Origin of the sequence: Mycobacterium sp., from assembly GCF_035506235.1 — a bacterium.
In the GTDB taxonomy this organism is placed as follows: Bacteria; Actinomycetota; Actinomycetes; order Mycobacteriales; family Mycobacteriaceae; genus Mycobacterium.
Window position 1 is genome coordinate 1 of sequence record NZ_DATJPU010000298.1, and the last position, 7,295, is coordinate 7,295.

Consider the following 7,295-nt stretch of genomic DNA (forward strand, 5'->3'; position numbering starts at 1 on the left):
GCGCCGTCGGCGCCCCGGACATCTTGGTCAACAACGCCGCGGTCACCTTCCTGCGGCCGCTCGACGGGTTTCCCGAACGGCGGGCCCGGCTGATGATCGAGATGCACGTGCTGGGGCCGTTGCACCTGAGCCAGTTGGCGATTCCCGCGATGCGAAACCGCGGACGTGGGTGGATCCTGAACCTGACGTCGGTCGGCGGGGGCCTGCCGCCCGGACCGCCGTTCTCCGAATTCGACCGGACCGCGGGCTTCGGCATCTATGCAACGGCGAAGGCCGCGCTCAACCGGCTCACCAAAAGCCTTGCCGCCGAACTCTATGACGACGGCATCGCCGTCAACGCCGCCGCTCCGTCCAACCCCGTCGCGACTCCCGGGGCCGGCACCCTAGACCTGGCCAAGACCGACACCGAGGACATCGATCTGATCACCGAGACCGCCCTGCGGTTGTGCACCTGCGATCCGCGGACCATGACCGGGCGCATCGCGCACACGCAGTCCTTCCTGGCCGAAGTCGGCTGGTCGAGAACCGGCCCGCTGACTGGATGAACTTGGTCGAGCTCGACCTCGACGCGCTGCGCCGGCGACTCGCGGCCGCGGACGTTGTTGACGTCGCCCCACTCTCCGGGGGCGCGTCCAGCCTCACGTTCCGCGGTGCGCGCGGCGGCCGGGCGGTGGTGATCAAGGTTGCCCCGCCCGGCGTTGAGCCGGTCGCGCACCGCGACGTGTTGCGTCAGGCCCGCATCATGAAAGCGCTTGCCGCGACGCAAGTCCCGGTCCCCGAGGTGGTGTGGGAGGATCCGGGCGGCCCGCCCGATACCCCGCCGCTGTTTGTGATGGCCCAGGTCCAAGGCGACTGCGTGGAGCCGCTGTTCGACGGCTGCCCGCCGGCTGCCGATCTGGCCGAGCGCTATCGCAATGCGTGCCGGGCCATGGCCGCCCTGCACAGCCTGTCGCCGTCCGATTTGGGCCTGGCCGGCGAGGCCGTCACCGATCCGGTCTCCGAGGTCCAGCGCTGGTGCGACACGCTGCGGACCGTCGATGCGGAGCTGGTGCGGGGCTGGCGTGGCGTGCGGGACGCCCTATTGGCGTGCGCACCATGGGCTTTGCGGCCCAGCGTGGTGCACGGTGACTTCCGGCTGGGCAACCTGATGGCCGTCAGCGCCCGGATCACCGCGGTGATCGACTGGGAGATCTGGTCGATCGGCGATCCGCGCATCGATGCGGGCTGGTTTCTGATCAACTGCGACCCCGAGACGTACCAGCGGGTTCCGGCCTCCGCCGGGGTCGCGCCCCCGACCAGCGAACTCGCCGAGATCTATCAACGCGAGTTGGGCTGCGAGCTCACCGACTTGGGCTGGTTCACCGCTTTGGCCTGTTTCAAGTCCGCGGCGACGTGGTCGCTGATCGTCAAGCACAACCGCCGAAGGCGTTCTCCGCGGGCCGAATTGGAAGCCATGGCCGATACGCTGCCCAGGCTGCTGGATCGGGCGCGGTCGCTGCTGGACTAGCGGTGGATTAACGGCACCGCACGAACATGTTTTCGCAGTACATCCCAGCACCACCCCAATCGGCTGATGGGCCGCCTTCGTCGCGCGGATCCACCAGCAGCACTGGAGTGTCCGCCACGATGAGATCCACAATCCCTGGCCCCGCCGGCACCAACGGGTCTGAATCGGCGTGCGCTATGCCGGTGCCACCCGCGAGGACCATGGAGCACATCGGACTGGCCAGCAATCCCCAGGCGAACGTGCGAAGCTTCATCGCTGCCCTCTCTGTCTGCTGCGTATTCTAGCGGTCCGGCAAATCAAGCGGCACAGGGTTCCTCCAGCGTCCCGGGGCCATATCGCGGATCAGTCACGAACGCACAACGACTTCAGCCGAGTGCCCAGCAAATTCCATGACCCGATTCGCGGAGCGCCTACGGTGTCGCGCGTGAGGCCGGTAACCGTGGTTGTTCGCCGCGCTGCGGCTGTCGCGGTTTGTCTCGTCACGATGGTGACCTCGGCGCCGGCGGCAAGTGCCGACCCGGACGTCGACCCCGCCGCTGCGACGGCGCCCGCGCCGGACGGCGGGGTGGCATCGAACCCTCCCGCAACCCTTACCACGCCCGACGGCTGGACACTGGGTCTCGGCGCCAAGGACGAGTCGCAGATCCCCGTGGCGCCGTTGACCACGGCGGTCTCGTCCCGCGAATACCTGGCCAGCGGAACATTCGTCGGCTCGCTGATCGGTCCGGAACCGCCTCGGGGCCAGCTCGAGGTGGGCTACGAGATCGGCTGCGGAATCGACATGAGCACGTCTAACGGCGTCACGATGGCCGGTAGCGCCGGCGTCAACCCGGGCATCGGCTTCCCGTTGGCCGGTGGTTTTATCCCGTTGGTCACCGTGCCGATCAACGGCGTGATCACTGTGGGGCTCAAGCCGGGGCTCGTGATCGTGGTGCCGGTGGTCAAAAAGCAGTTCAAGGGGCCGAGTCCCTGGGTGATGATCAGCAACTTCCACGTCAAGATCGACGGATGCGTGGGCCAGTCGTTCATCCGCTCGTATGCGACGCTGACCCGGGAGACCGATCAGTCCGATGTGGTGCTGTCGTACGTCGGCGTCACCAAGGCCGTCTAAGGCCGATGGTGGCGACCCGCTTCGCCCGGCTCCGCCGCGCTAGCGATCGCCACGCCGCGGGGTATGCCCGCCAGCCTGTCCGCGAACTTCGCTTCGGCCGCCGCGCGCAAGCGCAGCAGGTGTTCGGAGGGAAACAGGTCCGGCGCGGGTGGGTGGTCTTTCAGCAACAGCCGGGCCAGCGTCACCTTGTGCACTTCGGTGGGGCCGTCGGCGAGGCCGAGCACGAACGATTCCACCAGGTATTGGACGAAGGGCATCTCGTGGGTGGTGCCCAGCGACCCGTGCAGCTGAAGCGCCCGCGACGACACGTCGTGCAACACCTTCTGCATCATCGCCTTCACCGCCGAGATGTCGGCTCGCACCGCCCTGTAATCGTTGAATTGATCGATCTTCCAGGCTGTTTGCAGGGTCAGCAGGCGGAAGGCCTCGATCTCCATCCATGAGTCTGCGACCATCTCCTGGACCAGCTGCTTGTTGGCCAGGACCTCGCCCTGGGTGTAACGCGACACCGCCCGCTCACAGATCATGTCGAAGATGCGCCGGACCAGCCCCACCGTGCGCATGGCGTGATGAATTCGCCCGCCCCCCAAGCGGGTTTGGGCGACGACGAAGGCCCCGCCGCGCGGGCCCAGCATGTGATCGGCGGGCACCCGGACGTTCTCGTAACGGACATAGCCCTCGCGCCCGCCGCCACCCGGCGGCTGATACCCCAGCCCGACATCGCGCATCACATTGATGCCCGGGGTGTCGCCCGGCACGACGAACATCGAGTAGCGCTGATAGGGCGGCGCGTCGGGGTCGGTCATCGCCATCACGATGAAAAACGACGCCATCGAGGCGAACGACGAAAACCACTTCTCCCCGTTGATGATCCAGTGATCGCCGTCGGGGACCGCTGTGGTCCGGAACACCTTGGGGTCCGCGCCGCCCTGTGGCTCGGTCATCGAGAAGCAGGACACGATGCGGTTGTCCGGCAGCGGCTCGAGGTAGCGCGCCTTGAGCTCGGGCGTGCCGTAGTGCGCAAGGATTTCGCTGTTGCCCGAATCGGGGGCCTGCGAACCGAAGACGATCGGCGCGCATTCCGAACGACCCAGGATCTCGTTGAGCAGAGCCAGTTTCACCTGGCCATAGCCCGGACCGCCCAGGTGCGGCCCGAGGTGGGTGGCCCACAGGCCGCGCTCCCTGACGATGTCCTGCAGCGGCGGGATTAGCGCCTGCCGCACCGGATCGTTGAGGTCGTGCGACTCCTTGACGATCAGGTCAATCGGTTCGCACTCGGTGCGCACGAACTCCTCGACCCATTCCAGTTGTTCGGCCCACTGCGGGTCGGTGGAGAAGTCCCACGACATCCGTTGTCCCTTCTCAGCTGGGTCATTGCCACTTCTTGCGGCGCTCGGCCGCGTCCTCGGTCGCATGCGCGATCACCTGGTTGCGGTTCTCCAGCTCCAGGGCCGCCGGCAGGCTCGCCGCGTCGGTGTTGACCTGCAGCGCGCGCTTCGTCAATTGCACGCCGAGCGGTGCGAGGCCCGCGATCAGCGCCGCCAACTCGACGGCGCGATCGACCAGTCGATCGGGTTCGACGACCTCGCTGACCAGCCCCCGCCGCTCGGCCTCGCCAGCCGAGACCGTGCGCCCGGTGAGCATCCAGTCGGCCGCGACGCTGGTGCCGACGATGCGGGGCAGGTGATAGCTCATGCCCATCTCGGCGCCCGACAGCCCGAGCAGGATGGCGGCGTTGCCGAAGGATGCTTGCGCCGAACAGATTCGGATGTCGGCGGCGAGGCACAGCGCGAGACCGGCCCCGACGCACGGGCCGTTGACCGCGGCGATGACGGGCTGCGGCACTTCCCGGACGTGTTGGGCGAGCGCGGCCATGCTCTCCTGGAAACGCATCCGGTCCAGCGCCGGGGCGGTCGCCTCGGGCGCGTCGGGTCCGAAGTCGCGCATGTCGATGCCGGCGCAAAAGCCGCGACCGGCTCCGGTGAGGACGATGGCACGGGTCGACCGATCGGCCCCCAAATCCGCCAGGGCCCCGGCCAATTCGGCTTGCATGGCCTCGTTGATGGCGTTGAGCCGCTCCGGGCGGCTCAGGCGCACGAGGACGACGCCGTCGCGAGAGCGGTCGAGTTCCAGCGTGTGCGGCACCCACCGATCGTAAAGCGTCTCTCGATTCGGGAGAATAACCTTCTCCTAAACGGCGAAGCTGTTCTCGCGACCCTTGAGCGCAGTTCCACGCGACACACGGGCCTCAGCCCGGAAGGGCATCGGCTTTTTGTCCACCTCCTAGCGACAACTTCGTTGCGTTGTCGCTATGAGGTGGACAAAAAGGGTGGTCCTCCCGACGGCGTGACTCGTGTGGCGGAAGTTCGCTTAAGCCACAGCGCAGCAGGTAGCCCGCCGCCATGACCAAGATCGGATATTTTCTGTCCTGCGAGCAGTTCGGCCCCAAGGAATTGGTAGACCAGGCCAAGCGCGCGGAGGCCGCCGGGTTCGACGCGTTGTGGATCTCGGACCATTTTCATCCGTGGAACGACGAGCAGGGGCAGAGCCCGTTCGTGTGGGGCGTGATCGGTGCGCTGTCGGAGGCGACGTCGCAGCCCGTCAGCACGGCCGTCACCTGCCCGACCGTGCGAACGCATCCGGCGATCATCGCGCACGCGTCGGCCACCGCCGCGGTGCAGCTCGACGGCCGGTTCGTGCTCGGGGTGGGCAGCGGGGAGGCGCTCAACGAGCACATCCTCGGCGACAGCTGGCCGTCCGTCGCGGTGCGCCAGGAAATGCTGGAGGAGGCCGTCGGGGTCATCCGCAAGCTGCACAAGGGCGACGAGGTGAGCCACCACGGCAGGCACTACGAGGTCCAAGAAGCGCGCATCTACACCCGGCCGGAGCAGCCGGTGCCGATCTACGTGTCCGGTTTCGGTCCGCAGGGCGCGGAGCTGGCCGGGCGCATCGGCGACGGCTACGTCCTGGCAATGCCGGACGGCGAGCTGGTCAAGGCTTTCCGGAACTCCGGTGGCGACGACAAGCCGGTGCAGGCGGGGACCAAGGTCAGCTGGGATCAGGACCCGGACGCCGCGCTCAAGGTGGCGCACCGATTGTGGGCCAACGAGGGGCTGCCGGGGCAGACCGCACAGATATTGCCGCGGCCCAAGGACTTCGCCGCGCTGATGTCGCTGGTGGCGCCGGAGGAGGTGGCCGAGATCGTCGCGTGCGGGCCGGCTCCGGACACGCACGTCGTGCAGGTGCGCAAGTACGTCGACGCCGGCATCGACGAGGTGTACGTGCAGCAGATCGGCCTCGACATGGACGGGTTCTTCGCGGCGTGGGAACGTGACGTGATGCCTGCGGTGCGCGGTTGAGCTTCAGCTTTGAGACGGCCCCAATCGTTCGGGCGGGGGTGACTGGCCGAGAACGGCATCGCCGTAGAAGCCCACCCGCAGCAAAGCGGTGATCTCGCTGACCAAGGGCATCCGCGGATTTGTGCGGTTGCTCAGATCCTCGAAAGCCGTCATCGCCAGCGCGGGCAGAGCCCCAAGGAATTGCTCCTCCTCGACGCCGTACTCGCGCAGCGATCGCGGCATCTTCAGTCGGTTCAGCAGATCATCAACGCCACGAAACAGCCGGCCGCGGCATTCGTCGGGCTCATGGCCGCCGAAGATCAGCTGGCCGAGCTGCGCGTATTTGTCCGGCGCCACGTAGGCAGAATATCCCGGCGCGGGCATGAACTTGCTTGGCAAACTTGCGTTGTAGCGCAGCACATGCGGCAGGAAAATGCCGTTCGCCCGGCCATGCGAGATCCCGAATCTCGCTCCGACGGCATGGGCGAGCGCGTGATTCGTCCCGACGAACGCATTCGAAAAGGCAAGCCCGGCAAGGGTTGCCGCATTGGACATGTCAGTCCGCGCGGATAGATCGTGGGGGTCATCGTATGCCCTCGGCAACGCGTCGAAGATCAGTCGTGCCGCCTGGGCGCACAACGCATCCGTATAGGGCGACGCGAAGATCGAGACGGCCGCCTCCAGGGCATGGGTCAGCGCGTCGATGCCGGTGTCGGCGGTCAGTGTGTGCGGCATTGACGAGGTGAGAACCGGGTCGACGACCGCGAGGTCGGGCACCAGGCTGTAGTCGACGAGCGTCTCTTTCTTACCGCGCACCGTCAACACCGCCGCCGGCGAAACTTCCGATCCGGTGCCCGATGTCGTTGGGACAGCGACCAATTGGACGCGATGACGGTCGACCGGATAGTCGGCGACGCGCTTGCGGGGGTCGAGGAACGGCATTGTCAACTCGTCGAGGCTCTTCTCCGGATGTTCGTAGAACAGCCGGATCGCCTTGCCGGCGTCCAGCACCGAGCCGCCGCCGACGGCGACCAGCAGATCGGGTTGGACCCGCTGCAGCAGCGCAACACCACGGCGGATGGTGGCCTCGTCGGGCTCCGGTGTCACCTCGCTGAAAACCTGGACGTGTTGGGCGCGCAACTTGCCGCGCAGCTGGTCGACCACGCCGCGCTCTTCGGTCAACGCATCGGTGATCACAACGACGGTTTCGCAGTCGAGCTCGCGCAGGTTGTCCAGTGCGCCCTCGTTGAAGTAGGTGTTGGACGGGACGCGGAACCATTGCGGCGGCATGCGGCGCCGCGAGACGGTCTTGATGTTCAGCAGCTGCCGGTAGTTGACG

At 67.1% G+C, this 7,295-nt stretch carries 8 protein-coding genes; 4 read left to right on the forward strand and 4 right to left on the reverse strand.

The genetic code is table 11. The features are described from left to right. Positions 1 to 545 (forward strand): SDR family NAD(P)-dependent oxidoreductase (locus tag VMD50_RS27935; protein WP_325432905.1); only part of this gene is annotated, 545 nt, incomplete at its 5' end. Next, positions 542 to 1,507 carry a phosphotransferase family protein gene (locus VMD50_RS27940; protein ID WP_325432907.1) on the forward strand — a complete coding sequence of 322 codons (966 nt, stop codon included), beginning with the start codon at positions 542 to 544 and terminating at the stop codon, positions 1,505 to 1,507. The genes VMD50_RS27935 and VMD50_RS27940, both read left to right, overlap by 4 nt. 7 nt (positions 1,508 to 1,514) lie before the next feature. Here VMD50_RS27940 and VMD50_RS27945 read toward each other — a convergent pair whose 3' ends face one another. Continuing rightward, complete coding sequence (locus VMD50_RS27945; protein ID WP_325432909.1) at positions 1,515 to 1,760, reverse strand: hypothetical protein; 246 nt, start codon at positions 1,758 to 1,760, stop codon at positions 1,515 to 1,517. Positions 1,761 to 1,946: 186 nt separating this feature from the next. Here VMD50_RS27945 and VMD50_RS27950 point away from each other — a divergent pair, with 186 nt between their 5' ends. Then, positions 1,947 to 2,618, forward strand: coding sequence for an MspA family porin (locus tag VMD50_RS27950; RefSeq protein ID WP_325432919.1), 672 nt, complete (start codon positions 1,947 to 1,949; stop codon positions 2,616 to 2,618). Here VMD50_RS27950 and VMD50_RS27955 read toward each other — a convergent pair. Next, on the reverse strand, positions 2,615 to 3,967 hold the full coding sequence (locus tag VMD50_RS27955; RefSeq protein ID WP_325432911.1) for an acyl-CoA dehydrogenase family protein: 1,353 nt from the start codon (positions 3,965 to 3,967) through the stop codon (positions 2,615 to 2,617). The genes VMD50_RS27950 and VMD50_RS27955 overlap by 4 nt on opposite strands. 22 nt (positions 3,968 to 3,989) lie before the next feature. Next, the gene (locus tag VMD50_RS27960) at positions 3,990 to 4,763 is read right to left on the reverse strand and encodes an enoyl-CoA hydratase/isomerase family protein (protein ID WP_325432913.1); all 774 of its coding nucleotides are present in this window, start codon (positions 4,761 to 4,763) and stop codon (positions 3,990 to 3,992) included. A 257-nt stretch (positions 4,764 to 5,020) separates the two neighbouring features. Here VMD50_RS27960 and VMD50_RS27965 point away from each other — a divergent pair, with 257 nt between their 5' ends. After that, complete coding sequence (locus VMD50_RS27965) at positions 5,021 to 5,977, forward strand: LLM class F420-dependent oxidoreductase (protein ID WP_325432915.1); 957 nt, start codon at positions 5,021 to 5,023, stop codon at positions 5,975 to 5,977. A gap of 3 nt (positions 5,978 to 5,980) precedes the next feature. On the opposite strand, the gene VMD50_RS27970 is transcribed toward VMD50_RS27965, so the two are convergent. Next, a partial coding sequence (locus VMD50_RS27970) for an iron-containing alcohol dehydrogenase (protein ID WP_325432917.1) occupies positions 5,981 to 7,295 on the reverse strand: 1,315 nt, incomplete at its 5' end.

Excerpts from the sequence above, each read along its gene's own strand:
- VMD50_RS27940 (WP_325432907.1), top strand. The coding sequence starts at position 542 with ATGAACTTGGTCGAGCTCGACCTCGACGCGCTGCGCCGGCGACTCGCG.
- VMD50_RS27945 (WP_325432909.1), bottom strand. The coding sequence starts at position 1,760 with ATGAAGCTTCGCACGTTCGCCTGGGGATTGCTGGCCAGTCCGATGTGC.
- VMD50_RS27955 (WP_325432911.1), bottom strand. The coding sequence starts at position 3,967 with ATGTCGTGGGACTTCTCCACCGACCCGCAGTGGGCCGAACAACTGGAA.
- VMD50_RS27965 (WP_325432915.1), top strand. The coding sequence starts at position 5,021 with ATGACCAAGATCGGATATTTTCTGTCCTGCGAGCAGTTCGGCCCCAAG.